General features: G+C 59.1%; 29 protein-coding genes and 1 tRNA gene (1 of these 30 only partly in view). 21 read left to right on the plus strand and 9 right to left on the minus strand.

Going from position 1 to position 25,443, the window contains the following annotated elements:
• The 9 genes from A6764_RS03570 to A6764_RS03610 all read left to right on the plus strand — a co-directional run.
• A protein-coding gene (locus A6764_RS03570; RefSeq protein ID WP_065067341.1) for a tetratricopeptide repeat protein crosses the window boundary here: on the plus strand, window positions 1-986 show its 3' portion. It extends 748 nt beyond the left edge of the window; the window shows 986 of its 1,734 coding nt (coding positions 749-1,734); its start codon lies off the left edge, out of view; its stop codon occupies window positions 984-986.
• A 75-nt stretch (window positions 987-1,061) separates the two neighbouring features.
• Window positions 1,062-2,021 (plus strand): thioredoxin-disulfide reductase, encoded by a 960-nt coding sequence (gene trxB / locus A6764_RS03575; protein WP_035299320.1) that lies wholly within the window; start codon window positions 1,062-1,064, stop codon window positions 2,019-2,021.
• 235 nt (window positions 2,022-2,256) lie between these two features.
• Complete coding sequence (gene rapZ / locus A6764_RS03580) at window positions 2,257-3,138, plus strand: RNase adapter RapZ (protein ID WP_035299322.1); 882 nt, start codon at window positions 2,257-2,259, stop codon at window positions 3,136-3,138.
• Window positions 3,139-3,215: 77 nt separating this feature from the next.
• Window positions 3,216-4,226, plus strand: a complete 1,011-nt coding sequence (locus tag A6764_RS03585) for a gluconeogenesis factor YvcK family protein (protein WP_029098134.1) — start codon at window positions 3,216-3,218, stop codon at window positions 4,224-4,226.
• Between the two features lie 6 nt (window positions 4,227-4,232).
• Window positions 4,233-5,183: a DNA-binding protein WhiA gene (gene whiA / locus A6764_RS03590; protein ID WP_029098135.1), complete on the plus strand. Its 951-nt coding sequence runs from the start codon at window positions 4,233-4,235 to the stop codon at window positions 5,181-5,183.
• A 51-nt stretch (window positions 5,184-5,234) separates the two neighbouring features.
• On the plus strand, window positions 5,235-5,492 hold the full coding sequence (locus tag A6764_RS03595) for an HPr family phosphocarrier protein (RefSeq protein ID WP_029098136.1): 258 nt from the start codon (window positions 5,235-5,237) through the stop codon (window positions 5,490-5,492).
• Between the two features lie 194 nt (window positions 5,493-5,686).
• Complete coding sequence (locus A6764_RS03600; RefSeq protein WP_065067340.1) at window positions 5,687-6,244, plus strand: AAA family ATPase; 558 nt, start codon at window positions 5,687-5,689, stop codon at window positions 6,242-6,244.
• Window positions 6,245-6,431: 187 nt separating this feature from the next.
• Window positions 6,432-6,605: a hypothetical protein gene (locus A6764_RS03605; protein WP_176703301.1), complete on the plus strand. Its 174-nt coding sequence runs from the start codon at window positions 6,432-6,434 to the stop codon at window positions 6,603-6,605.
• A 24-nt stretch (window positions 6,606-6,629) separates the two neighbouring features.
• A complete protein-coding gene (locus A6764_RS03610; RefSeq protein ID WP_029098138.1) occupies window positions 6,630-6,809 on the plus strand; it encodes an H-type small acid-soluble spore protein in 180 nt (59 codons plus the stop codon).
• Between the two features lie 248 nt (window positions 6,810-7,057).
• Here the strand turns inward: A6764_RS03610 and clpP are convergent, their stop codons facing one another.
• The 5 genes from clpP to A6764_RS03635 all read right to left on the minus strand — a co-directional run bounded on the left by clpP (window position 7,058) and on the right by A6764_RS03635 (window position 10,409).
• Window positions 7,058-7,654 (minus strand): ATP-dependent Clp endopeptidase proteolytic subunit ClpP, encoded by a 597-nt coding sequence (clpP, locus tag A6764_RS03615; protein ID WP_029098140.1) that lies wholly within the window; start codon window positions 7,652-7,654, stop codon window positions 7,058-7,060.
• Between the two features lie 118 nt (window positions 7,655-7,772).
• On the minus strand, window positions 7,773-8,912 hold the full coding sequence (locus A6764_RS03620) for a bactofilin family protein (RefSeq protein ID WP_065067339.1): 1,140 nt from the start codon (window positions 8,910-8,912) through the stop codon (window positions 7,773-7,775).
• On the minus strand, window positions 8,912-9,472 hold the full coding sequence (locus A6764_RS03625) for a zf-HC2 domain-containing protein (RefSeq protein ID WP_065067338.1): 561 nt from the start codon (window positions 9,470-9,472) through the stop codon (window positions 8,912-8,914). The genes A6764_RS03620 and A6764_RS03625 overlap by 1 nt, the downstream gene beginning before the upstream one ends.
• Complete coding sequence (locus A6764_RS03630) at window positions 9,459-10,064, minus strand: RNA polymerase sigma factor (protein ID WP_065067337.1); 606 nt, start codon at window positions 10,062-10,064, stop codon at window positions 9,459-9,461. The genes A6764_RS03625 and A6764_RS03630 overlap by 14 nt, the downstream gene beginning before the upstream one ends.
• A gap of 123 nt (window positions 10,065-10,187) precedes the next feature.
• Window positions 10,188-10,409: a hypothetical protein gene (locus A6764_RS03635; protein WP_029098144.1), complete on the minus strand. Its 222-nt coding sequence runs from the start codon at window positions 10,407-10,409 to the stop codon at window positions 10,188-10,190.
• 213 nt (window positions 10,410-10,622) lie between these two features.
• Here A6764_RS03635 and A6764_RS03640 point away from each other — a divergent pair, with 213 nt between their 5' ends.
• The 3 genes from A6764_RS03640 to A6764_RS03650 all read left to right on the plus strand — a co-directional run bounded on the left by A6764_RS03640 (window position 10,623) and on the right by A6764_RS03650 (window position 12,886).
• Entirely contained in the window at window positions 10,623-11,084 is a 462-nt protein-coding gene (locus A6764_RS03640) for a copper amine oxidase N-terminal domain-containing protein (RefSeq protein ID WP_065067336.1), read from the plus strand.
• A gap of 394 nt (window positions 11,085-11,478) precedes the next feature.
• On the plus strand, window positions 11,479-12,690 hold the full coding sequence (locus A6764_RS03645) for a branched-chain amino acid ABC transporter substrate-binding protein (protein ID WP_035299336.1): 1,212 nt from the start codon (window positions 11,479-11,481) through the stop codon (window positions 12,688-12,690).
• A gap of 70 nt (window positions 12,691-12,760) precedes the next feature.
• On the plus strand, window positions 12,761-12,886 hold the full coding sequence (locus A6764_RS03650; RefSeq protein WP_255309701.1) for a hypothetical protein: 126 nt from the start codon (window positions 12,761-12,763) through the stop codon (window positions 12,884-12,886).
• 75 nt (window positions 12,887-12,961) lie between these two features.
• Here the strand turns inward: A6764_RS03650 and A6764_RS03655 are convergent, their stop codons facing one another.
• Together A6764_RS03655 and A6764_RS03660 are read right to left on the minus strand one after the other, a co-directional pair.
• The gene (locus A6764_RS03655; RefSeq protein WP_065067335.1) at window positions 12,962-13,351 is read right to left on the minus strand and encodes an AAA-type ATPase lid domain-containing protein; all 390 of its coding nucleotides are present in this window, start codon (window positions 13,349-13,351) and stop codon (window positions 12,962-12,964) included.
• Window positions 13,352-13,604: 253 nt separating this feature from the next.
• Window positions 13,605-13,682: transfer RNA gene (locus A6764_RS03660), tRNA-Arg, on the minus strand.
• Between the two features lie 274 nt (window positions 13,683-13,956).
• On the opposite strand from A6764_RS03660, the gene rpoN reads away from it, so the two are divergent.
• The 9 genes from rpoN to eno all read left to right on the plus strand — a co-directional run bounded on the left by rpoN (window position 13,957) and on the right by eno (window position 24,232).
• Window positions 13,957-15,333 carry an RNA polymerase factor sigma-54 gene (rpoN, locus tag A6764_RS03665; RefSeq protein WP_029098148.1) on the plus strand — a complete coding sequence of 459 codons (1,377 nt, stop codon included), beginning with the start codon at window positions 13,957-13,959 and terminating at the stop codon, window positions 15,331-15,333.
• 3 nt (window positions 15,334-15,336) lie between these two features.
• Complete coding sequence (locus A6764_RS03670) at window positions 15,337-15,606, plus strand: glutaredoxin family protein (protein ID WP_029098149.1); 270 nt, start codon at window positions 15,337-15,339, stop codon at window positions 15,604-15,606.
• Window positions 15,607-15,779: 173 nt separating this feature from the next.
• On the plus strand, window positions 15,780-16,799 hold the full coding sequence (locus A6764_RS03675) for a sugar-binding transcriptional regulator (protein ID WP_065067334.1): 1,020 nt from the start codon (window positions 15,780-15,782) through the stop codon (window positions 16,797-16,799).
• Between the two features lie 24 nt (window positions 16,800-16,823).
• Entirely contained in the window at window positions 16,824-18,176 is a 1,353-nt protein-coding gene (locus tag A6764_RS03680; RefSeq protein WP_065067333.1) for a Na+/H+ antiporter NhaC family protein, read from the plus strand.
• Window positions 18,177-18,207: 31 nt separating this feature from the next.
• Window positions 18,208-19,212 (plus strand): type I glyceraldehyde-3-phosphate dehydrogenase, encoded by a 1,005-nt coding sequence (gene gap / locus A6764_RS03685; protein WP_029098152.1) that lies wholly within the window; start codon window positions 18,208-18,210, stop codon window positions 19,210-19,212.
• 101 nt (window positions 19,213-19,313) lie between these two features.
• Window positions 19,314-20,498, plus strand: coding sequence for a phosphoglycerate kinase (locus A6764_RS03690; RefSeq protein WP_065067332.1), 1,185 nt, complete (start codon window positions 19,314-19,316; stop codon window positions 20,496-20,498).
• Window positions 20,499-20,512: 14 nt separating this feature from the next.
• Window positions 20,513-21,280, plus strand: coding sequence for a triose-phosphate isomerase (gene tpiA, locus A6764_RS03695; RefSeq protein ID WP_029098154.1), 768 nt, complete (start codon window positions 20,513-20,515; stop codon window positions 21,278-21,280).
• A 13-nt stretch (window positions 21,281-21,293) separates the two neighbouring features.
• Window positions 21,294-22,835 carry a 2,3-bisphosphoglycerate-independent phosphoglycerate mutase gene (gene gpmI, locus A6764_RS03700; RefSeq protein ID WP_035299342.1) on the plus strand — a complete coding sequence of 514 codons (1,542 nt, stop codon included), beginning with the start codon at window positions 21,294-21,296 and terminating at the stop codon, window positions 22,833-22,835.
• A gap of 110 nt (window positions 22,836-22,945) precedes the next feature.
• Window positions 22,946-24,232: a phosphopyruvate hydratase gene (gene eno, locus A6764_RS03705; RefSeq protein ID WP_029098156.1), complete on the plus strand. Its 1,287-nt coding sequence runs from the start codon at window positions 22,946-22,948 to the stop codon at window positions 24,230-24,232.
• A 64-nt stretch (window positions 24,233-24,296) separates the two neighbouring features.
• Here eno and A6764_RS03710 read toward each other — a convergent pair whose 3' ends face one another.
• Together A6764_RS03710 and A6764_RS03715 are read right to left on the minus strand one after the other, a co-directional pair.
• Window positions 24,297-24,482 carry a DUF4083 family protein gene (locus tag A6764_RS03710; protein ID WP_238550937.1) on the minus strand — a complete coding sequence of 62 codons (186 nt, stop codon included), beginning with the start codon at window positions 24,480-24,482 and terminating at the stop codon, window positions 24,297-24,299.
• Between the two features lie 119 nt (window positions 24,483-24,601).
• Entirely contained in the window at window positions 24,602-25,426 is an 825-nt protein-coding gene (locus A6764_RS03715) for an ABC transporter ATP-binding protein (protein WP_065067331.1), read from the minus strand.
• Window positions 25,427-25,443 lie beyond the last annotated feature (17 nt).

Genomic DNA, 25,443 nt, shown 5'->3' on the forward strand with positions numbered 1-25,443 from the left:
TGGTCCCGTATCACCCGGAGCACATGTACAAGCTGGCGACGACGATGGGCGTGCTCGGGCAGCATGAGGAAGCGTACCGCCTGTACTACCGGATGCTGAAGACGGGGCGTCCGCACGAAGCCTGCACGTACCACTATGCGGCCATCTCCGCCTACATGACCGGCCGCAGGGAGCAGGCGCTGCGCTGGTGGCAGAAGGCCAAGCAGTTGGACCCGGACGCGGGAGTGGCGGACCACTACATTCAGATGGTAAAAGCGCAGGAAGAAGGGGAGAATAACCTACTGATCCCGTATCAGTACCATCCGCCGCAGCGTGAGGTGTCCTGGGAAAAAGCGGCGGTTGACGGTGTCGAACACCTCAAGCGGGACCCGATGATCCGCGCCTCGCTCCTGTGGGCGCTGCAGCATGGACGGGATGAAGTGAAGTTTGCCGTCCTGCAAACGCTTGCCTTGATCGGTGATGACGAGGCGGAAGCGGCCGTGCGCCATTTTTACCACCAGACCGACGATCCGCAGCTGCAGAAGCTGGCCTTGCTGGCGCTGGCCGACATGGGAGCGGCGTTACCGGACTGCCTCCCCGGCACCTCGGCGGAACGCGTCAAGGGCAAGCCGAACACAGCGGAGCGTGATGCCGTCAAAGCAGGCGAGGCGAACCGTACGACGAACGGTGCGGCGAGACGCGCGAACAGTGTCCCGACCCAGCTGGGGATGGAGAGCGTGGAAGACTGCATCTGCCGCTGCCTGACGGAAAACGGCCGGCCCGACTTGGGCGAATGGTGCCTCAAGGTCTGGCGCCGCTACAAAGAGAGCGTCACCAAACCGGTTCAGGTGCGGAAAACGGTGGCGTGGGTGGCCGCGCTGGAATATCTATACGGAACGGTGAACAATCAGAAGCAATCCCAGGCGTTTTTCGCCGAAAAATACGGGATTTCTCCGGCAACGGTAGCCAAGTGTGTCAAAGCATTGGCAGCACTTGATCTGAAATAGATTCTCATTTTATAATAAGTTTAATTAAGCGAATGAGAGAAAGGCACAATCGTGCATGATGAGGAGGCAGTGGACATGAGCGACCAAAAAATTTACGACGTCATCATTGCCGGAGCCGGCCCCGCCGGAATGACGGCTGCCGTATACACCTCCCGCGCCAACATGAGCACGCTGATGCTGGAGCGCGGCGTCCCGGGCGGACAGATGGCCAATACGGAAGAGATTGAAAACTATCCGGGCTTCGGGTCGATTCTCGGCCCCGACCTGTCCACCAAGATGTTTGAGCACGCACAAAAATTCGGCGCCGAGTACGCTTACGGCGAAATCAAGGAAATCCAGGACGGATACCCGTACAAGCGCGTGATTGCCGGCGACAAGGAATACCTGGCGAAATCGGTGATCGTCGCTACCGGTGCGGAACACCGCCTGCTCGGGGTACCCGGAGAAAAAGAACTGTCCGGACGCGGCGTTTCCTACTGCGCCGTATGTGACGGAGCGTTTTTCCGCGGCAAGGAACTGGTCGTGGTCGGCGGCGGCGATTCGGCTGTGGAAGAGGCGGTCTTTTTGACCCGGTTTGCCTCCAAAGTGACCATCGTACACCGTCGGGATCAGTTCCGCGCCCAAAAAATCCTGCAAAAACGGGCGTTTGACAATGAAAAAATCGACGTGATCTGGGACACGGTCGTCAAGGAAATCCGCGGCGAAGGCAAAGTGCAGGCAGTGCTGCTGGAAAACGTCAAAACGGGCGAGCAGCGCGAATTCCCGGCCGATGGCGTGTTCATCTACGTCGGCATGGACCCGCTGTCGGAGTGCGTGCGCGGGTTGGGCATCACCAACGAAGCCGGGTACATTTTGACCGATGAGCGCATGCACACCAAGGTAAAAGGGATTTTTGCCGCAGGGGACGTGCGGGAAAAAATGCTGCGCCAGGTCGTGACAGCCACCGGCGACGGTTCCATCGCCGCCCAATCGGCTCAGCACTACGTGGAAGAGCTGAATGAACGTCTGGCGGAAGAAAATGTCACAATGTCTTAACTTCCTTGTAACATGAGTGAAACATTTGGGCGGTACACTAGAGACGATGAATTGACCCCCTTATCTATACGAACCAAACTTGCGTGGCTGCATTCAGCCGCGTCTTTTTTTTACCGAATCCGAAAGGACAACCTGCGGCAAGCGCGATGCAGTCCGGCCGGTTTGGCGGTAGAGAGGGTACGAATATGGCAGTGGTTATGGTATGCTTATGTCAGAATCGTAGGAGGCGAGTGGAGTGACGGAAGTGGGTAAAGAAAGAGCCATCAATTTGCTGATCATCACCGGAATGTCGGGTGCGGGCAAGACCGTAGCCGTGCAAAGCTTGGAAGATTTGGGGTTCTTTTGTGTCGACAACCTGCCGCCGGTGCTGATTCCCAAGTTCGCGGAGCTGATCAAACAGTCGGGAGGCAGCATCGAACGGGTTGCCTTGGTGATTGACCTGCGGGGACGAGAGTTTTTCGAAAGCCTGTCCGAAGCGATCGACAGCCTGAACCAGATGGAGGGCATTTCGTTTCATATCCTGTATCTCGATGCCAGTGACCAGACGCTGGTGTCCCGCTACAAAGAGACACGCCGACGCCATCCGCTCTCGCCAAACGGTTCGCCATTGGAAGGCATTCACGCCGAGCGCCGCCTGCTGCAGGAAATGAAGGGACGGGCGCATCAGATTATCGATACCAGCCAGATGAAACCGGCCCAACTGCGTGAAAAGATTATCAGCCAATACGCGCAGCAGGGATCGCCGCTGACGATCAACGTGCTGTCGTTTGGCTTCAAATACGGCACGCCGATTGACGCCGACCTGATGTTTGACGTGCGGTTTTTGCCGAATCCCCACTACGTGGAAGAACTGCGCCCGAAAACGGGATGTGACCCGGAAGTGGCCGAATACGTCATGAATCGTAAGGAGACAAAAGAATTTGTCGACAAATTGGTCGACTTTTTGTCCTTTACGCTGCCGCATTACCAGCGGGAGGGGAAAAGCCAGTTGGTGATCGGCATCGGCTGTACAGGCGGCAAGCACCGCTCGGTGGCGATCGCGGAGCACATCGGGGACGTCTTCAGCAAAGACTTCACGGTTCGCGTCAGCCATCGAGACATTGACAAAAACAAGTGAGCATAGGATGGCAGGAAGGATCAAAAGGGCCATCCGCGAGGAACGCCTGTGTGTATCAGCATATAACGAGGTGACATATGCCGACGAGGAGAATGGGAACACAGCCCGGCAAGCAGTTGCGGGTTGTCGTGATCGGCGGGGGAACGGGATTGTCTGTCCTGCTGCGGGGGTTGAAGCATGAACCGGTCCACATCACGGCGATTGTAACCGTAGCCGACGACGGAGGGAGCTCAGGCAGACTGCGGGAAGAGATGGATATGCTTCCGCCCGGCGACATTCGCAACGTGCTGACCGCCCTGGCCGACACCGAGCCGTTGATGGAAAAAGTGATGCAGTACCGTTTTTCCACCGGCACCGGATTAGCCGGTCATAATTTGGGAAATCTACTACTTGCAGCGATGAACGAGATTACGGGAGATTTCGTAACAGCGGTGAAAAAGCTGAGCGGTGTCCTGGCCGTGCGCGGCGACGTGCTGCCGGCGTCCACCCAGTCGATTCGGCTGCTGGCCGAAATGGAGGACGGGTCGATCGTCGTCGGCGAGTCGCAGATACCGCTTACAGGCAAGCGGATCAAGCGCGTCTTCCTCGATCCCGAAGACGCCGTACCGTTAACCGAGGCCTTGTTGGCCATAGAAGAAGCGGATGCGATCCTGATCGGTCCCGGCAGTCTGTACACCAGCATCCTGCCCAACCTGCTGGTGCGCGGGCTGTTTGATGCCGTGAAGCGTTCGCCATCACCGAAACTATACATTTGCAACGTCATGACGCAGCCGGGCGAAACGGACGGGTATACCGCGTCCGCGCACGTGGAAGTGATGTACCGTCATGTGGGCGGTCCGTTTTTGGACACCGTTATCGTCAACTCGGCTGACATTCCCGCGCATGTCTTGGAAAAGTACGCGGAAAAGGGGGCAGCTCCGGTCATCTGCGATCTGAAGCGATTGCGTCAACTGGGGCTTCACGTCGTGGCGAAGCCGCTGGTAACGTTCGAGGACGGTTATCTGCGTCACGACGCGCACGCCGTAAGCAAACAGGTGGTATCCCTGATCAGGCGCAAGCGCAGGATGCAGAAGATAGAGAAGGAGTGAGGGTCTATGTCATCATTCGCCGCACTGACGAAAAAGGAACTGACCATGCTGGAGAGCCCCGAATGCTGCAGCCGGGCGGAATTGGCCGCCTTGATCCGGATGAACGGCAGCCTGCAATTCGGCGCGGGACGGCTGGTGCTGGATGTGACGACGGAAAATGCGGCGATTGCCAGACGGATCTACACCCTGACCAAGCGGCTGTTTCATATACATGCCGAACTCTTGGTGCGCAAGAAAATGCGGCTGAAGAAAAACAACGTCTACATCGTGCGGATTCCGCACAAGGCGCACGAGATTTTGCAGGAACTCGGCATTATGGATCAACACATGTCCTTTGTCCAGGGCATTTCGCCGGGGATCGTCAAAACCTCGTGCTGCCGGGCGGCTTATCTGCGCGGGGCGTTTCTGGCCGGCGGTTCGGTGAATCATCCCGAGGCGTCCAGCTATCACCTGGAAATTTTCACTTCCTACCAGGATTTTTGTGAGGCGCTGACCAAGATGGCCAACCGCTATCGACTAAACGCCAAGTGTATCGAGCGGAAAAAGGGGTATGTCCTCTACATCAAGGAAGGGGAGAAGATTACCGAGTTTCTCAGCCTCATCGGCGCCCATCAGGCGCTCCTGTACTTCGAGGACGTGCGGATCGTCAAAGACATGCGCAACTCGGTCAACCGCCTGCACAATTGTGAAATCGCCAACATCAACAAGACGGTAAACGCCGCCGCCCGCCAGATGGAGAACATCAAGCTGATTCAGCAGGAGATCGGCTTGGAAAACCTGCCGAAGCGGCTGCGGGAAGTGGCGGAACTGCGCCTGATGCACCCGGACATCAATCTGAAGGAACTGGGGGAAATGCTCCCCAGCGGTCCGGTCAGCAAATCAGGCATCAATCACCGGTTGAGAAAAATCAACGAAATCGCTGACAAATTGCGAGAAAAACAAAATATATCTGTCTAGCGGCATGGTATACTAATCGGTAACGAGTACACTGTGTGAGGAGGTCCATCCATGGTTCAACAGCAGGTTGTGGTCAAACTGAAAACCGGTTTGCAGGCCCGCCCTGCCGCATTCTTCGTGCAGGAGGCCAACCGCTTTGCATCGGAAATCTTTGTGGAGAAAGAAAACAAAAAGGTAAACGCGAAAAGCATCATGGGCATCATGAGCCTCGCCATCAGTTCGGGAACGGAAATCACGATTTCGGCGGAAGGCCCGGATGCGTCTCAGGCGGTCACCAGCCTGGCCAATCTGGTCAGCAAAGAAGAATAGGCCGCAGCGCACACTCCCTATCGATTCTGACTCCATGCAGCGCAGTCCCGTTTGGAATGCTGCCCCTTTCATGGAATTGAGGCATAACGCAAAGCGACTTCTTTCTTTGCCGGTGCCTCTTTTTCTTTTCCGTTCCGTACGACGGTGGCTCTCTGCTCGGCTGTTTCACATCCCTTGCAAAAGGACGATCGACCATGATTGTAATGATAAACGGTGCGTATGGCGCCGGGAAGACGACGGTTGCCAGCAGGCTGGTTGCAACCATACCGAACAGCATGCTGTTCGACCCTGAAGAGGTTGGCTTTATGCTGCGCCGCATCATTCCGGAAGAGATCAGGCAGCGCGAGGAAAAGACAGATAATTTTCAGGATTTGGAATTGTGGAAGGTACTGACGGTAAAGGTCGCCGGGTTGCTGAAAATGACCTACGGGAAACATTTGATTGTCCCCATGACGATTATCCATAAGGAATACTTCTCATACATGTTCAACGGGTTCAAGGAACTGGATGAACAAACCTACCATTTTTGCTTGATCGCCAACCAGGAAACCCTCTATGAACGGCTCAGAAGGCGAGGAGAAGCGGAGGGGAACTGGTGTTACCGGCAGATCCCAACGTGTGTGGAGGCCTATCAGGACACATGCTTTGAAGAGAAGATCATGACGGATGGGGTACCGGTAGAGGAAATAGTCGATTACGTGAGAAAACGCATCGATGTGTTGGCAAGGACTGCAGAGAGGGGCCTTGATTAATCGGGGGGATTTGGCGCAGCCGCATAAAAACCTCCCGGAACGTGTCTTTTCGGTCGGGACGGCTGCATGTTTTCCCGCCGGACGGGGAAATGCTAACAGATGAAACAGGAGAGGCTTCCACCCGCAACCGCATGCGAATGGGAGCTTCCATCACCCGGTACACAGCCGCGCTGAAGGAGGAAGACGTGTGGAGAACAACCGTGACGCCCAATACGAAGGACGCGACCAGTTTGACATGGACATTGACCGCATGGTAAACGAGGGGCTCGGCGGCGGACAGGTGACCGACCAGAACGGACTGATCGAGGAGACGACCACCGAGACCATGACCGGAGCCAGCACGGCCCGCGACAACCGCTGACAGCACCAAGGGAGGGATTCACGCATGGATGTGAAGCGCGCACAGGAAATCCTGCGCTCCTCGGACAAAATCGAAGTCCAGTACAAGGGGCAGCCGGTCTGGATCGACGGTGTGGATGAACGAACCGCGACGGCCCGCGTACACGCCGAAGGCAACCCGGCCAACAGCATGACGGTCGAGGTCGGACAGTTGGTGGAGAAGTAATTGCAAAAACGAGGGGAGGGGCATGACGGCCTTTCCCCTCGAGTTATGTCTGGCTTTCCGTATTTTGCGTTTTCCATCGGGGGAGTCTGGCTCGACATCAGCCAGGATGCCGAACAGATCGGCCGTTATCTAAGCCGTCTGTAGGAGGAAGAACAAGGGCAGCATCTCGCAGGAAAAGGCCACAAACAAAAAACACCCGGCGTACAGGCCGGGTGCCGCGCTTCGAGGGGAATATCCCGTCAAGCCGATTATTTTTTCGAAGAGGATTCCGGTGTGATCACTTTGTCGATCAGGCCGTACTCCAGCGCTTCCTGGGCGGTGAGGAAGTTGTCGCGGTCCGTGTCTTTCTGAATCCGCTCCAGCGGCTGACCGGTGCGCTCGGCGAGGATTTTGTTCAGGTGTTCGCGCATTCTCAGGATGCGTTTGGCGGCGATTTCGATGTCGCTCGCCTGGCCTTGCGCGCCGCCGAGCGGCTGGTGAATCATCACTTCGCTGTTCGGCAGGGCAAAGCGTTTGCCCTTGGCGCCCGCCGCCAGCAAAAAGGCCCCCATGGACGCGGCCATGCCGACACAAATGGTGGACACGTCCGGTTTGATGAATTGCATGGTATCGTAAATCGCCATACCGGCGGTAATCGAACCGCCCGGGCTGTTGATGTACAAGTGGATGTCTTTGTCCGGGTCCTCCGCCTGCAGGAACAGCAATTGCGCCACGACGATGTTGGCGACGGTGTCGTTGATCGGCGTTCCGAGAAAGATGATGCGGTCCTTCAGCAGGCGCGAATAAATATCGTATGCACGTTCACCGCGATTTGTCTGTTCGATGACGGTTGGAATCAAGTTCATATGCATTGAGCCTTCCTCCTCTCTTGGTAAGATTATCATACACGAAAGGTCAGTAAAGGTCAAACAGGTAACTGCAACCCTCTTCTCAGTTCTCTCCCAATCCCGCCTATCCTAAACCTTATGGCGTCAGAAATGTTTTATTCGCCTGACGGACCGCGCCGGCCAGCGCCCCGAGGAAGGCCATCCAGACCGGCAGGGCGAACAGCCAGCCGGCAAACGGGATAATCAGCAGGCACTGCAGCGCCACCACGCCCAGCAGCTCGGCAAGCAGGGGGGAGAGCCGCCAGCGGAACCGCTCGGCCAGGCGGATGCCGATCCAGGAGCCGACAAACACCTTTGCCGACCAGGTAAGGAGCAGGAATGCCAACAGCAGCGTCACCGCCACCGGAATCCCGACGACGGTCACCAGCAGCACGAGCGAGAGGAGCGGCAGGCCGAGCACGAAGCCGGTTCCCCAGGCGAGCGCCTGTCCCGGGCGCCGGTCCAATTGGCTATAGATGCAGCTCAGCCCGGCCGGGAAGAGAAAGCGCACGGCCAGCCAGAGCAGCAGCGTGCTGAGCAGGGACGAGAGGCCCAGCAGAATGGGGAAATAGGAAAAGACGTTTTGGTCGGAATTCACCGCCGGGGGGGAATACAGCTCCCTGCCCTTGAGGACGGCGCCGGAACCGATCACAGCCCGCTGCGGACTGGAGTAGACCAGATCGCCGCCGATCACGGCGGGCGCGTCAATCCGCAGGGAGCCGCAGTGGAGAAGCGAGATGCCTTCCCCGATTTCCCCCGTGATGCGCAGCGTGTTCGCCTTGCCGTTGGCTTCGCGGGCCACTTTGCCGTACAGGTCGGCATGGGGGGTAAACATCAGCAGGCTGCCGCCCACCTGGCCGCTTTGTTCCAGCACGATATGGCTGGAACCGGCGGTGACGTTTCGTTCCACCCTGCCCGAGATCGACAGGTTTTGCGTGAAGGCGCGCACATCCCCCTCGACGGTGCCGCCGATCCGAGTGGCGGCCGCGAACGAGAGGACATCTCCCGTGACGCGTCCGTTTACCTGCACGTTTTCCGCAAACACGTACAGGTCGCCGTCCACCGTTCCTTCGATCGTGACCGTGCTGGCGTTGACGGCCAGATCGCCGTCGTGAACCGCGTCAGCCGGCAGCACGTAACTTTGGCTCGACACCGCACCGAACGCATGGACCGCGCTTGCCGGCACGAGCAGGGAAACAGACAGCAGCAGGCATACGATTTGTCTGAACCGTCCCATCAGTCAACCTCCCGATTCCGCAGCCGGGATGGAGGGAAGGGATGGAAGCGTATGTTCACCAGCAGGAGCAGACCGATCAGCAGCAGCAGCGGCAGCGGCAGTGCCACCACGTATGCGCCGGGGACGTCGAACAGGTCTCCGGCGTTGTCCTTCAGCCACAGGGCCGACCCCCAAAAGAAGCGGGATGTCCAGGAGTTCCACGCCGAGGAAACCCAGTGAAACCACACGCTCTGCCAAAAAATGAGGTAACCTGCCGCAACAGCCAGAAGAGCGCTCGTCCCAAGCACCGCCCGCCACAGCAGGCGGCGTCGATGGCGTCTGTGCAGGATGGCAATGCCTTCAATCTGTGCCGCCGTCAGCGAGTCCAGCTCCATCGGCGGCAGAGACGTATCCGCGGCGAAAAATGTCTCCGCCAGCAGACGCTGCTCGCCGGCCATCTGCTCCCACGACTGCCGGCAGTGAAAACAGTGGGCCAGGTGATCTTCCACGCGGGCCGCTTCTTCGGCAGACAGCTCGTTGTCCCCGTACATCATCAGTGTCAGATCGTCAATATGCGGCATCGGCCATTCTCCTTTCCTCCCGATGTTTCTCCAGCAATTCTTTCAACTGCTTGCGGGCCCGGAACAGCCGGGTGCCCACGGTGTTTTTGTTCATCCCCACGATGCTGCCGATATCTTCATAGCTCATGTCTTCGACAAAACGGAGGGTCAGTATTAGCCGGTCGGTTTCGTTCAGGGTGTCCATGAGCGCGGTCAGCTCGGTGTGCGTCTCCTTTTCCACAAGGAACCGCTCCGGGCTTTTGACAGGCGCTGCGGGGTGTTTATGTACGTGCAGCAACAACTGTTCGTCCTCCAGCACGATCTCCCGTTTTTTGCGCAGGAAGTCGATGCACGTGTTGGAGGCGATGCGGTACAGCCAGGAGTGAAAGGGCAGTGCGGGATCGTATTTGTGCAAATTCTGCGCGACCTTCAGCCAAATTTCGTTGTACAGGTCCTCGCCGTCGTGATAGCCGCTGACCAGCTTTCGGACGATGCGCATCACGCGCGGCGCAAACAACAGGACCAGCCGGTGAAACGCCCGTGGCTGTCCGTTCACAAACTGCTCGGCCAACCGGGCGGCCTCGCTGTTGATTCGCGCCAGTTCCTGGTCCATCACGCATCCCTCCTCCCGTACAACAATACGGGATCGCCTCCGCCAAAATTTCAACAGACGGGGTCCCTTCTCCAACATAGCAGGAGAAACGATCGCCGGAAAGAGGGTTGTCCCGAGGCGGACTCAGGCTTCCTCCGCCTCTTCCGCTTCGGCAAGCTCGACAGCCAGGCGAAGCGTCGCGTTCATTTTCCGCCCCTTGATGATCGTGTATTCCTCCACCTGCCGGGCCTGCAGCTTGTTGATGGCCTCCGCCAATGCCTGTTCGTCCGTGAACGGCTGAATGGTCAGCAGACATTCCTCGTCGTTCGCTTCCTGGTAGATGAGGTACAATCGCTCGTTCGCCACGAGAGCCGCTCCCTCCTTGGACTTATCCACAGAGTTGTTAACAGGTTGTGCACAAAAACGTTTGTTCGCGGGATATGTGCCGTTTCTTCATAGTGTGGCATGTTGGGGCAGGAAGGCTCATAGGGAACTTTTGGGAGAAAAAAGAAGGAATAAAACGATTCATGTCAAATATTTACAAATTGGTAATAATTTCGTTGGTCAAGGGGTGTTACCATGCTTCGCAAAATGCCTGCCATGCTGCTGACGGCAGCACTGTTGACCGGAAGCGTCGCGGCAGCCGCCGCCTCTGCCCAGACGGCACCGGTCCAACAGCAAAAAATCAAAGTCGTGCTGAACGGAAAGGAACTGGTCTTCCCGCAGGACGTGGTGACGGAAAACGGTGTGGCCTACGTCAACGCCAGCACGCTTGCCATTGCCCTCGACGGTACGGCCGCCTGGGACAGCATGACCCATTCCGTGCTGATCGCCAAAAACAACAAGTACGCGCTGCGCATGTACCAAAACAAAACCTTCGCGTACAAAAACGGCAAGGAGACCAACGTGCCGCATCCCCCGCGCGTGACGACCGGCGCCGTGCTCGTGCCGCTGGTGTTCGTGGCAAAGGAGCTGGGGGCGACTGTCTCCTACGACGCCAAGCATCTGACCTACAACCTGTCCATCAAGACGGAGAAGTAAGCGGCCTGGCGGATTCATCCGTTGTAACCGCTCGTCCTTTTCCCGTATAATAAGGCAGAAAGCAGTGGGAGAGGGGAATCGCAGATGGAAACGACGGTCATTGTGGCCAGTGTCGTCATGTTTGTCGGGTTTATCGCCTTGACGCTCTATGTCACGAGCAAAGCGTACTCCCGCAAATACAAGGAATAGACAAAGATGCCGAACGCGAATGCGCCGCTTCCCGGCCGGGGGCGGCTTTCCTTTTTCATCATCATGTAATCGTTCCTATAGGTATTGCCTATATCTTGTATCTATTTTATCTGTTGCAAATTTTCGTATTTATTTTAAAATATGAGCAAGTGGCACTGTTTTCTTGTAATGGTTTGCTCGTAAAGTAAAAGGGGGATTTCTCACGATGAAAAAACAGAAAACATTTGCTTTTCTTGCAACTGTTTTGGCCCTGGGCACCGCCCTGGCCGGCTGCGGAGGCGGCGGACAGCAGCAGTCGAGCAATGGCGGCAGCAGCACCGGCTCCGGTTCCGGTTCGCTGCAAAAACTGGTGATCGCTTCGGTCGGCCCGCTGTCCGGCCAGTACTCCGATTACGGCAGCACCGCCAAGGCGGGGGCCGAATACGCCCTGAAGCAGAGACAGGAAGATTTCAAAAAACTGGGCTTTGACGTTCAACTGCTCGCCCAGGACGACCAGGCCGACCCGAAACAGGGCGTGGCGGTCGCGCAGATGCTCATCTCCAATCCGGATGTCATCGGCGTCGTCGGCCACGTGACCACCGGCGCGTCGATTACGGCATCCGCCCAGTACGAACAGGAAAAACTGGTCATGGTATCGCCGTCTTCGACCGGGGCCAATCTGACGGAAGAAGGCAAAAAAGTGGTGCACCGCATCTGCGCCCGCGACGACCAGCAGGGGTCCAAGGCGGCCATTTACGCCAAGAACCAGTTGGGCGTCAAGACGGCCTACATCGTACACGACAAGCAGGCGTACGGCCAGGGGCTGGCCGACGAGGTGAAGAAGCAGTTTGAAAAGGACGGCGTCCAGGTGGTCGGCTACGAAGGCATTACCGCCGGCGAAAAGGACTACAGCGCCGTGATCAACCAAATCATCGCCGCCAAACCGGAAATGATCTACTTCGGCGGCTACTACTCCGACGCCGGCGTTCTCATCAAGCAGCTTCGTGACAAAGGCTTCAAGGGCATCGTGATGGGCGGCGACGGCTACGACTCCCTCGATCTGGTGAAAATCGCCGGCGCCGACAATGCCAACAACGTCGTGTTCACATCCGTCGTTGGCGACATCGGGGCGACCGAGGAAGGCAAGAAGTGGATTTCCGAATTTGAGCAGGCCACCGGCAACAAGGTGGGGATCTTCACGTCCTTCGGTTACGACTCGATGAACGTCCTGCTGCACGGTCTGGAAGAGGCGATCAAGGCCAACAACGGCCAAAAGCCGACGCGCGAGCAGGTGCTGGAGCAGGTGCACAAGATCAGGGACTTCCAAGGCCAGTTCGTCAAAGTGGCGTTCGACGAAAAAGGCGACAACGAGTTTGCTTCCGTCTACGTGTACAAATACGAAAACGGCCAGAAAGTGTACGTGGGTGAAGCGAAGTAACAGGCGGTTGAGTCCGGCCGGTTGGGACATACTACAGGTGGCGTGAAGACCATCTGCAGAAAGGAACGGGATGCGCATGTCCAACAACCGCAGCACCCAATACGGCGGCAATCAGGGACACAGCAGCAAGTCGCAGACGTCCCAAAAGCAAAAGTCGGAACGGGACCGCAACCTGAACAAACAGGACCCGCAGTGAATACAGCAAAACGCCCTGGAGAGGAGTAATCTCCAGGGCGTTTTGCTGTCGGCGGATGCGCTGCAAGGATTCCGCTTACTCCGAATCGGCACGATGACCGCAGTATTTGCGAATCAGCCTGGAAGCGCGAGTTTGGCTCACGTTCAGATCGGCGGCCACTTTGCGGGAGCTGCCGCATTTCTGGTAGGAGCGCACGACCATCTGCCGCTCCACTTCCCGCAGGGCTTCATCCAGTGACGAAAAGGGCGGGTCGGGCAGCCGCTCCTTGGTGTGCTGGTGAATCAAGTCAGGCAGGTGCCGCGGATGGATGATCGAGTCGGTCGTAATCACCAGGCGTTCGATGACATTTTCCAACTGGCGCACGTTGCCCGGCCAGGCGTAACCGGAGAGAATCTCCAGCGTCTCCTGTGAAATCAAACGATCCACGCCGTACTTCTTGTTGAACTTCAATTGTGAAGGAAACATGTGTGCATGGTGCTCCTGACTCCTTGCCTCGCGCAGGTGCTTGGGGCTTTTTTTATGGGCCGGGGAGGGACGATTTTCAACCGGCGAAAGTTTGTCCAAAAAATCCGCCTTGAGCCGTACCCATACGGATCGGTGCGCACGGCATGCAGGGCGGTGTAACCAAAACGCCGGAACGGGGCAGGGGGCATGCACACACAAAAAAACGCGACCCTCCGGCTGGCAGAGAATCGCGTTTATTCCTTGTTGCCACGTATGGTGCGCCCGGTAGGAGTCGAACCTACGCAAGACGCGGTTCCGGAGACCGCCGCTCTATCCACTGAGCTACGGGCGCGTGACGATCTTTATTATAGAACATATTTTAAGCATATGCAAATGCAAAAAATGGAAAATGACAAAAAATCTTTTGAAGGCCGGGGAAGTCCCGCCGCTGCTGCTGCGTTTCTCACGTTTTTCAACGGATCGCACAGCAATCAATGGCGGTCCGTTGGGCGAGCGGACATATCGAAAATAAAATATTGGCAGGAAAATTGCATGACTGAGCGAATATAATGAGAAAAGACAGAAGTGCCTAAATCTGCTGCATGGGAAGAAGGGGGGCGAACTCGATGAACATGGGACTGGGTCTTTATCAGGAGCAGACGCTGAAGCTGGTGATGACGCCGGAGTTGAGGCAGGCGATTACCATTTTGCAGTATTCGGCCGTCGATCTGATCTCCTACTTGCAGGAGCAGGCAAACGAAAATCCCGTAATCGAGTTGCAGGAAGAGGCGGTGGACGCGGCACCTGTAAAACAGGAGCGGCCGGCTCCGGAAATCGACTGGAAGGAGATCGTGGGAAATCGGGCTACAGGCGAATATTCCGCGGGCAAAAATGAAAGCACTTACAATCCGCTCGACTTTGTGCATCAAGAGACGGTGACGCTGTACGAACATTTGGAACGGCAGCTTGGCTACGTCAAGGGCTTTACGCCGCTGCAGCGGAAGATCGCCCTGTTTTTGATCGGCAATCTGGACGAAAAGGGCTATCTGGAAATCCCGCTGGAGGAAGCGGCGGAGCGCCTGGGCGTGGCGTTGAACGAGATCGAAGACGTGCTGGCCGTCCTGCAGCACTTTGATCCCGCCGGGGTGGCCGCCCGCAGCCTGGAAGAATGTCTGCTGCTGCAGCTCCGCCACCTGGGCTTGGACGACGACAACATCGTGCAGGTGGTGAGCCATCATCTGCACGATCTGGCCGACTGCCGCTACCAGCGGATCGCCGAGAAGGTCGGCTGTACGGTGCAGGACGTACAGGCGATGGCGGATCTGCTGCGCACGCTCAACCCCCGTCCGGGTGCCGCCTTTTCCCGCGCCGAGACGCGCTATGTCATCCCCGACGTGGCCGTGGAAAAGGTGGGCGACGACTACGTGGTGCTGGTCAACGACGTAGCGACGCCGCGGATCAAAATCAACAGCTTCTACGAGAAGATGCTGCGCCAGCAAAAGAGCCAGGACGACGCCCGGCAGTTTATTCACGAAAAGCTGAACGCCGCCATGTGGCTGGCGAAAAGCCTGGAGCAGCGGCGGCTGACCCTGATGCGCGTCACCCAGGCGATCGTCGAGATGCAGCGGGAGTTCTTCGATCGCGGCGTCCACTACCTGAAGCCGATGACGCAAAAGGAGATCGCCGAGCGGGTCAACCTGCACGAGTCGACCATCAGCCGCGCGACCAGCAACAAATACGTGCAGACGCCGCGGGGGATTTTCGAACTGAAGTACTTCTTTACGTCGGCGCTGTCGACGGCCAGCGGCCAGGCGGCCTCGTCGGAGAGCGTCAAGCGCCGGATCAAGGCGCTGATCGAACAGGAGGACCGGAAACAGCCGCTGTCGGACCAGAAGCTGGCCGAGATGCTGCTGCAGGAAGGGATCGAGATTTCCCGCCGGACAGTGGCCAAATATCGGGAAGAGATGATGATCCCCTCGTCGGCGAAGCGAAAGAGGTTTTGAGAGATGCATGCAGGCAAACCGTTTGAAATCGTGCTGTACGGGCGGAAACACTGCCATCTGTGCGAGCAGGTGGAGCAGTCGATCCGCCTTCTGGAGCAGGAGTTTCCGCTTCGCCTGACCGTGGTTGACATCGAGGCGGATGACGTGCTGCACGAGCGGTACATGCTGGTCATCCCCGTCGTGGAGATCGACGGGCAGGAGGCATTCCGCTCCGTCACCAGCGTGGTCACCTGGGAAGAACTGCGAGCGGAGCTGGTTCGCCGCTCGAAGTAACCGGCAACACGTCCCTCGGCTCTGGCGGGCTGAGGGACCTTGCATGTTTTTTACAGGTGTGCTACATTCAAAGGGAAGTGAGATTATTTTTTTGCTCCAACCGGGACAAAAAATGTATATACCGGGACAAAAATCGTCCCGGAACAAAAACAAGCAGACGAGGAAGAAGGCAGATGCGGCGTTTCATCGAGATGCAACAAAAACTGCTGCCCGACCTGGTTGACGTGATGCGGCAGCGGTACATGCTGCTTCGCTCGATCGATCACCTGCAGCCGATCGGCCGGCGCGCTTTGGCCCAGGAGCTCCAAAGCACGGAGCGCATCCTGCGCGCCGAGGTGGATCTGCTGAAGGAGACCGGGCTGCTTCACGTCACGACAGCCGGGATGAGCTTGAGCGAAGAAGGACAGCGTGTGCTGGATGAGCTGGAACCGCTGGTCGGCGAACTGTTCGGCCTGACCGAGCTGGCGGAGCGGCTGCAGCGCGTGCTGGGCATCGCCGAAGTGATCGTCGTCCAGGGAAACGCCGACCATTCGCCCTGGGTCAAACAGGAGCTGGGACGCGTCGGAGCGCGCGTGCTGAAGCAGTACGTGCGGGAAGGGGACATCGTCGCCGTCACCGGCGGAACGTCGATTGCCAGCGTGGCCCAGCATCTGACGCCTGCCCCCGCGTTTAAAGGCGTCCAGTTTGTCCCGGCCCGCGGCGGCCTGGGCGAGCGGGTGGAGCTGCAGGCCAACACGCTGGCATCAGCGATGGCGGCCAAGACCGGCGGAACCTACCGGCTGCTGCACGTGCCGGATCGGCTGCATCCGGAAGCGCTGCAGAGCCTCTTGCGGGAACCTCAGATCAAAGAGGTTCTGGCCCTGCTGAAGCACGCCCGGATCGTCCTGCACGGCATCGGCGACGCCGTCACGATGGCGAGGCGGCGCAGCTACTCCGAAGCGGAGCTGCGCGAACTGGAGCAGGCCGGGGCCGTGTCGGAAGCGTTTGGCTACTACTTTAACGAAGCGGGCGAGACGGTTCACCGCATGCCGACAATCGGCCTTCAGCTCGAGGACGTCAAAAAGGCGGAGGCGGTGATCTCCATCGCGGGCGGCGAGAGCAAGGCAAAAGCGATCCTTTCCTTTGCCAAACAGTCGTGCCAGAATGTACTCATTACGGACGAAGGGGCCGCGCGGGCCATTCTGTCCGCATGACTGCAGCGGAAGGAAAAGCGCTTCATGAACGTGATGACAGTGCTCCCCGTCTTGTCGCTGATCGCCGGAATCGCGCTGAGCCTGAGTTTCGGCTTTCCGCTGTTTCTGGGGATGGTTTTCGCCATCTTGGTCACACTTGTTAGTGTAAATCGCCTTGGCTATTCCTGGAGGGAGCTGTTCGCGTTCGGCTGGGACGGCGTGAAGCAGACCAAACCGGTGCTGCTCATCCTGTTTCTGGTGGGGCTGCTCATCCCCCTCCTGATGATGGGGGGCACGATTCCCGCCATCATCTACTACGGGCTGTCCGTCGTCGACGTCCGCTGCCTGCTGGTTCTCTCCTTTCTCCTGACGGCGGCGACCAGCTTCCTGCTGGGCACCTCGGTGGGGACGCTGAGCACGATCGGCCTGTCGTTGATGGGGATCGCCCACACGGCCGGCGTGCCGGGCGGGATCGTGGGAGGCGCGCTGATCAGCGGCGCGATGGTGGGGGAACGATTCTCCCCCATCTCCAGCAGCCGACTGCTGGTGTTGAGCAGCGCCGGCATGACGGAAGAGGAGGAGCGCCGCACCAACCGCCCCGCCCTGTTCACGGTGGGGGCGTGCGCGCTGTTGTTCCTGCTGTTCGACCTGCTGCGCAGCCAGACGGGCGAAGCGGGAATGATTGGCTATTACCAGGAGCTGCTGCGCCGGTTCTTTTCCGTCGGCTGGCTGCCGCTGATCCCGCTGTTTGTGCTGATCGGCTCGTTTGCCCTGCGGGTCAGGGCAATCCCGGCCCTGCTGTCTGGCATCGCCACCGCTGCGGCGCTCGTGCTGGCGACCTCGCCGCTGGACGCCGGGACCATCGTCCGCTCCGTCCTGAGCGGATACGAGCTGCATTCCGGCACGCCGCTGGACCAACTGGTGCACGGAGGCGGGATGGCGTCCATCCTGAACGTGCTGGTGCTGATCACCCTGGCCGGCTTTTTGAACGGCATCCTGAACAAGGCCAACCTGTTGGCCCCGTTGGTCGACCGCCTGATGGGGGAGACGAAGCGGCCGGCAGTCTTCGCCGGCAAGGCCGTACTGCTGTCCCTGCTGGTAGTCGCCATCAGCTGCAACCAGACGATTCCGCTGCTGGTGCTCGGCTCGACGCTGCTGGAGCGGTTCTCCCGGCTGGAAGCGGGAAAGGTGCTGCTCGGCCGGACGATGCTGGATTCGACGCTGGTGATGCCGGTGCTCATTCCCTGGAACGGCCTGGCGATGGTGATGGCCGTCACCTTGGGCGTGTCCACCGTCGAGACGCTGCCGTATTTGTTCTTTCCCCTGTTATTGCCGATTGTAACGATAGTCACTGCCCGTTCCTTTCAAACGGCGGGCGTTTTTGTAAAAACTAAGTAGAAAGCTATATGAGCGAGCAGGAGGTATTGTTATGGTAAAAGTGGGTATCAACGGATTTGGCCGCATCGGCCGCAACGTGTTTCGCGCGGCGCTGAACAACCCGAACGTGGAAATTGTCGCCGTCAACGACCTGACCGACGCGCAGACGCTGGCACACCTGCTGAAGTACGACTCCGTACACGGCGTGCTGGACCTGGACGTGGAAGCGCGGGAAAACACGCTGATCGTCGGCGGCAAGGAAATCAAGGTGCTGGCGGAGCGCGATCCGGCGCAGCTCAAGTGGGCGGATTACGGTGTAGAGATCGTGGTGGAATCCACCGGCCGTTTCACCAAACGGGAAGACGCGGCGAAGCACCTGGAAGGCGGCGCGAAAAAGGTGATCATCTCCGCGCCGGCGACCAACGAGGACATCACGATCGTGATGGGCGTCAACGAGGACAAATACGATCCGCAAAAGCACACGGTCATCTCCAACGCGTCCTGCACGACCAACTGCCTGGCTCCGTTCGCCAAAGTGCTGCATGAGAAGTTCGGCATCGTGCGCGGCCTGATGACGACCGTTCACTCCTACACCAACGACCAGCAGATCCTCGATCTGCCGCACAAGGACCTGCGCCGTGCCCGTGCGGCTGCGACCAACATCATCCCGACCTCGACCGGGGCGGCCAAAGCAGTGGCGCTCGTGCTGCCGGAGCTGAAAGGCAAGCTGAACGGCTTTGCGATGCGCGTACCGACGCCGAACGTGTCCGTCGTCGACCTGGTGGCCGAACTGAAAACCAACGTGACGGTCGAAGACGTCAACCGCGTGCTGAAGGAAGCGGCGGAAGGCCCGCTGAAAGGCATCCTCGGCTACTCGGAAGAACCGCTGGTCTCCTCCGACTACAACGGCAACCCGGCCTCCTCCACAATCGACGCGCTGTCCACGATGGTACTGGAAGGCAACATGGTCAAAGTCGTCTCCTGGTACGACAACGAATGGGGCTACTCCAACCGCGTCGTAGACTTGTGCCAATTTGTTGCAGAACGTGGCTTGTAAAAAGTAAAATAGAACTGTTGTGAAAAAAGGGAGAGCGTCCTCTCCCTTTTTCCCATACGCTATTTTCCGAACATAAGCCATTCTTGTGGGGAGGATCGTTCATGAACAAGAAGTCTATCCGCGATGTGAACCTGGCAGGAAAGCGCGTTTTCTGCCGCGTCGACTTCAACGTACCGATGCAGGACGGCGTGATTACCGACGACACGCGTATCCGTGCCGCCCTGCCGACGATTCGGTTCTTGCTGGACGCAGGCGCCAAGGTGATTCTCGCCAGCCATTTCGGCCGTCCGAAAGGGCAGGTGGTCGAGGAGATGCGCCTCACGCCGGTTGCCGCCCCTCTTTCCGCGCTGCTCGGCAAAGAGGTGAAAAAGCTGGACGACTCCGTCGGACCGGACGTGGAAGCGGCCGTCTCCAACATGCAGAACGGCGACGTGATCCTCTTGGAAAACGTGCGTTTCCATGCAGGTGAGGAAAAGAACGATCCCGAGTTGGCACAGCGCTTTGCGCAGTTGGCCGATGTGTTCGTCAACGACGCGTTTGGGGCCGCACACCGTGCCCATGCGTCCACGGCGGGCATCGCCCGGTACATACCGGCGGTGGCGGGCCTGTTGATGGAAAAGGAAATCCGCTTCCTGGGCGGCGCCCTGACCCGTCCGGAGCGTCCGTTTACGGCCATTGTCGGCGGCGCAAAGGTTAAAGATAAAATTGCCGTGATTGAAAACCTGCTGACCAAGGTGGACCATCTGATCATCGGCGGCGGCATGGCCAACACCTTCCTCAAGGCAAAAGGGTACGGCATCGGCGCCTCCCTCTGCGAGGACGACAAGCTGGATCTGGCCCGCTCGCTGATGGCACAGGCCGAGGAGCGCGGCGTCCAACTGCTGATGCCGGTGGATGTGGTGGTGGCGGACCGCTTCGCGCCTGACGCACAGAAACAGACCGTCTCCGTCGACGCGATTCCGGACGGATGGATGGCGCTCGATATCGGTCCGAAAACAGTGGAACTCTTCCGCGGCGTAATCGTCGATTCCCGCACGGTGGTGTGGAACGGGCCGATGGGCGTGTTTGAAATGGACGCGTTCGCCCAGGGGACGATTGGCGTGGCGCAGGCGATGGCCGCCTGCTCCGGCACGACGATCATCGGCGGCGGCGACTCCGTGGCGGCCGTGGAGAAAGCGGGCGTGGCGGAACAGATGACGCACATTTCCACCGGCGGCGGCGCTTCCCTGGAATTCATGGAAGGCAAGGAGCTGCCCGGCGTGGCCGTGCTGCAGGACAACGAATAAGGAGGGAGATTCCTCTGCGAACCCCAATTATCGCTGGAAACTGGAAGATGCACAAAACGATTGCCGAAGCCGTCCGCTTTGTCCAAGAGGCGAAAGCGGGCAGCGCTGCGGCTGGCGTGGAACAGGTGATTTGCGCGCCGTTTACGGCTCTGGCCGCTCTGGCGGAGGCGCTCAAGGGCACACCGATCGCCCTGGGGGCGCAAAACGTTCACTTCGAGGAGCAGGGCGCCTTTACCGGCGAGATCAGCCCGCTGATGCTCAAGGAGATCGGCGTCCGCTACGTCATCATCGGCCACTCGGAACGGCGCCAGTATTTTAATGAAACGGACGAGACCGTCAATAAAAAGGTGCTGGCCGCCCTGAAGCACGGCCTGAAGCCGATCGTCTGCGTGGGCGAAAGCCTGGAGCAGCGGGAGGCGGGCGAGACCGCTGCGGTCGTGCGCAGGCAGACTGAAGCGGCGCTGGCCGGCGTGGATGCCGCGCAGATGGCGGACGTGGTGATCGCCTACGAACCGATCTGGGCGATCGGTACGGGCAAATCGTCCACGGCGGAAGACGCCAACGAGACGATCGCGATCATCCGCGGCGCGATCGCCGAGCGGTTTGGCCAGGCGGCTGCCCAGACCGTGCGCATCCAGTACGGCGGCAGCGTGAAGCCGGAGAACATCGACAGCTTCATGGCGCAGCCGGACATTGACGGAGCGCTGGTGGGCGGCGCCAGCCTGACGGCGGAAAGCTACCTGCAGTTGGTGGCCGGAGCCGCCGGACAGCGTCAGTCGTAAGGAGGGGAGTCAGATGGCACATCGACCCAAACCGGTCGCACTCATCATTCTGGACGGCTTTGCGCTGCGGGAGGAAACCTACGGCAATGCCGTGGCGCAGGCCAACAAGCCCAACTTTGACCGCTATTGGCAGCAGTATCCCCACGCCACGCTGCAGGCGAGTGGACTGGCTGTCGGGCTGCCGGAAGGGCAGATGGGCAACTCCGAAGTCGGCCACCTGAACATCGGGGCAGGCCGCGTGGTGTACCAGGATTTGACCCGGATCACCAAAGAGATTCGCGAAGGCGCCTTTTTCGAAAACGAAACGCTGATTGGCGCATTCCGCCACGCCAAGGAACACGGCAAGCAGGTGCACCTGTTCGGCCTGATTTCCGACGGCGGCGTGCACAGCCACATCGAGCATTTGTACGCGCTCCTGGAGCTGGCCAAACGGCAGAACGTCGACCGCGTCTTCATCCACGGCTTCCTCGACGGGCGTGACGTGGCCCCGGACAGCGCCGTCGGCTACATCGAGGAACTGCAGGCCAAAATCGCCGAGATCGGCGTGGGCAGGATTGCCACGGTGCAGGGACGCTACTACGCGATGGACCGCGACAAGCGCTGGGAGCGGATCGAAAAGGCGTACCGGGCGATGGTGTACGCGGACGCGCCGGCTTACACCGACCCGATTCAGGCGGTCAAGGAATCGTACGAGAAGTCGATCATGGACGAGTTTGTGATGCCGACGGTGATCGTGGACGAGCAGGGCAAGCCGGTCACCACCATCCAGAGCGGCGATTCCATCATCTTTTTCAACTTCCGTCCGGACCGCGCGATCCAGATTTCGCAGGCGTTTACCAACGACGACTTCCGCGGCTTCGACCGGGGTGAAGGGCATCCGCGCAACCTCCACTTCGTCTGCCTGACGCATTTTTCCGAGACGGTGAACGGCTATGTGGCCTACAAGCCGACCAACCTGGACAACACGCTGGGAGAAGTGCTGGCACAGCACGGATTGAAGCAGCTTCGCATCGCGGAGACGGAAAAATACCCGCACGTCACCTTCTTTTTCAGCGGCGGGCGGGAGCAGGAGTTTCCCGGCGAGACCCGCATCCTGATTCCGTCGCCGAAAGTGGCCACCTACGACCTGAAGCCGGAGATGAGCGCGCCGGAAGTCACCGAGGCGGTGCTGAAAGAGATCGAAGCGGAGCGTTTCGACGCGATCATCCTCAACTTCGCCAACTGCGACATGGTGGGTCACTCCGGCAAAATGGAACCGACGATCAAGGCGGTGGAGACCGTGGACGAGTGCCTCGGCAAAGTGGTGGACGCGATTCTCGCCAAGGGCGGCGCGGCGATCATCACGGCCGACCACGGCAACGCCGACCTGATGCTGGATGAAGCGGGACGTCCGATTACGTCCCACAGCACGTTCCCCGTGCCGGTGATCGTCACGAAGGAAGGCGTGACGCTGCGGGAGGACGGCATTTTGGCCGACTTGTCGCCGACCATGCTGGAGCTTTTGGGCTTACCGCAGCCGGCGGAAATGACCGGGAAATCGCTGCTCGCCAAGTAAACGGCAGCGAGTGATGAGCAAGGCGCACCCGCTAGGCCAACGACGAACGCCGCACCCGCGAGTCCCAGGCTGGTGCGGGGTTCTCCATCATAATAAAGGAGATGGTCACAATGACGATGATTACCGACATTTACGCACGCGAAATCATGGACTCCCGCGGCAATCCGACCGTGGAAGTGGAGGTATTTCTGGAAGACGGCTCCATGGGCCGCGCCGCCGTTCCGTCCGGCGCATCCACAGGCGCGTACGAAGCAGTGGAACTGCGCGACGGTGACAAGAGCCGCTACCTCGGCAAAGGGGTACTGAAAGCGGTGGAGAACGTCAACGAGATCATCGCGCCGGAGCTGATCGGCATGGACGCGATGGACCAAGTGGGCATCGACACGGCGATGATCCAACTGGACGGCACCCCGAACAAAGGCAAACTGGGCGCCAACGCGATTCTCGGCGTCTCCATGGCAGTCGCCCGCGCCGCAGCCGCGTCCCTGGGCGTTTCCCTCTACAACTACCTGGGCGGCTTCAACGCCAAGACGCTGCCGGTGCCGATGATGAACATCCTCAACGGCGGCAAGCACGCGGACAACACGGTAGACATCCAGGAGTTCATGGTGATGCCGGTCGGAGCCGAATCGTTCAAGGAAGCGCTGCGCATGGGGGCGGAGATTTTCCACTCGCTGAAAAAGGTGCTCGCCGCCAAGGGCATGAACACGGCGGTAGGGGACGAGGGCGGCTTTGCTCCCAACCTGAAGTCCAACGAGGAAGCGATCACCACCATTCTGGAAGCGATCAAGGCCGCTGGCTACGAGCCGGGCAAAGACGTCTTCCTGGCGCTGGACGTGGCCGCTACCGAAATGTACAAGGACGGCAAGTACCACTTTGAAGGAGAAGGCGTCGTGAAGACCACGGAAGAAATGATCGCCTTCTACGAAGACCTGGTGAGCAAGTACCCGATCATCTCCATCGAAGACGGTCTCTCCGAAGACGACTGGGACGGCTGGAAAGTGCTGACCGAGCGCCTCGGCGGCAAAGTGCAGCTCGTCGGCGACGACCTGTTCGTGACCAACACCGAGCGTCTGGCGCGCGGTATCGAAAATGCGACCGGCAACTCCATCCTGGTGAAAGTAAACCAGATCGGTACGCTGACCGAAACCTTTGACGCCATCGAGATGGCGAAACGGGCCGGCTACACGGCGGTCATCTCCCACCGCTCCGGCGAAACGGAAGACTCCACCATCGCCGACATCGCGGTTGCGACCAACGCCGGCCAGATCAAGACAGGGGCTCCGTCCCGCACGGACCGCGTGGCCAAGTACAACCAACTGCTGCGCATCGAAGACGAGCTGGGCGACACTGCACGTTTCGGCGGCCGCGCCGCTTTCTACAACCTGAAGAAGTAAGCGCAGCAATCGGAAATGCAAAAAAGGTGCGTTCCCTGACAGGGAAGGCACCTTTTTTGTTCGCTTATCGCCGCTGTCGATTCTCTTGTTGTTCCATGAGTTTGTCGAGCTTTTGTTCGATGCGCGTGAGACTGTCGCGTTTGTCCGCCTGGCGCTGCAGCAGCTTGCGAATAAACAGCGCCAGCGCAACGCCGAACAGGGCAATCAGCGCAAACATGACCAGCAAAAGCAGCAACCCGGGAAAACCCACACTGGACAAAGGGAGAATCTCCTTTCCGCCTCGCGAATGTGTACCGTTTGTCCTTCATTGTAACGTTTCGGCTGGCGGGTGTCATGCCGTTTTTTTGTGCCGATTTTTCGGCGCCGGGCCTACGCGTGAACCATCTGTCTCGGCTCGGCGACAGCGGTCAACCGGCTTCTGCTGAACGGGATGCACATCGGCGTGCCGTAGAGCGGATCGTGAGTGATCTGGCACTCCATCTGAAACACGTGGCGGACCATTTCTTCCGTCATGACCTCGTCCGGGCTGCCCTCGGCGTACACGCTCCGGTTGTGCACGGCGACGATGTGGTGGGCATAGCGGCAGGCCAGATTCAAGTCGTGCAGCACCATGACGATCGTACGCTGTTCCGTCCGGTTCAGCTCGTACAGCAGGTCGAGGATCTCGATTTGGTGCGCCATGTCCAGGTAGGTGGTCGGTTCGTCCAACAGGATGGTCTCCGTCCCCTGGGCCAGGGTCATGGCGATCCAGGCACGCTGCCGCTGTCCGCCCGACAGCGAGTCGACGGGATGGTGGGCCAGTTCGGTCAGTTGGGTGGCTGCCAGCGCTTTGGTCACCATCCGTTCGTCTTCCTCCGACCACTGCTGCAGCCAGCTCTGGTACGGATAGCGCCCCTGCTTGACGAGCTGCAGGACGGTCAAGCCTTCCGGCGCTGTCGGCCCTTGCGGCAGGATCGCCAGCCGCTTGGCCACTTCCTTGGTCGACTGCTTGGCGATCGACTCGCCGTCGAGCAGGATCGCCCCTTGCTTGGGCTTCAACAGCCGGGCGAGCGAGCGCAGCAAGGTGGATTTGCCGCTGCCGTTGCTGCCGATGAAGACCGTGATCTGCCCGCGCGGGATGCGCAGATCGAGCCCTTCGATGATATTCCGTTCTCCGTAGGACAACGTCAACTGACGGGTTTCCAAGGCATGCACGCTGCTTCTCTCCTTTC

The sequence above is a fragment of the Brevibacillus sp. WF146 genome, assembly GCF_001673705.2.
GTDB classification, from domain to species: domain Bacteria; phylum Bacillota; class Bacilli; order Brevibacillales; family Brevibacillaceae; genus Brevibacillus; species Brevibacillus thermoruber.